Annotated in this window: 1 protein-coding gene; it reads left to right on the top strand. The window is 63.9% G+C overall.

What is annotated here, in order from left to right; translation table 11 throughout:
* Window positions 1–232, top strand: a 232-nt coding sequence (locus ACYOEI_RS41295; RefSeq protein WP_462856505.1) for a hypothetical protein, incomplete at its 5' end; no start/stop codon positions are given.
* Between the last annotated feature and the right edge of the window lie 23 nt (window positions 233–255).

Genomic DNA, 255 nt, shown 5'->3' with positions numbered 1-255 from the left:
CGGCACGAGCCACGCGCCGGAGCCGCACTTGGGCATCGACTTCCGCCTTCCGAGTGCTGTGATACCAGACCAGCCGATACCCCTCGACGCTGGAGACTTCCGGCTCACAGACGGAGAATCGATCGATAAGGTGACCGTCATCATCGAGCTTGTCGTGGATCGGTCGCCAGCGGACGCCGTCTCGAGCCACGGTCTGACGGAATTCACGATCTTCGGCCCGCGTCCGAGGTAGGACGCTGAGGAATCGGCCGCCGT

The sequence above is a fragment of the Singulisphaera rosea genome (assembly GCF_054877945.1).
The sequence above is the reverse complement of the archived record's forward strand: the minus strand, read 5'-3'. Positions and strand labels throughout refer to the sequence as shown.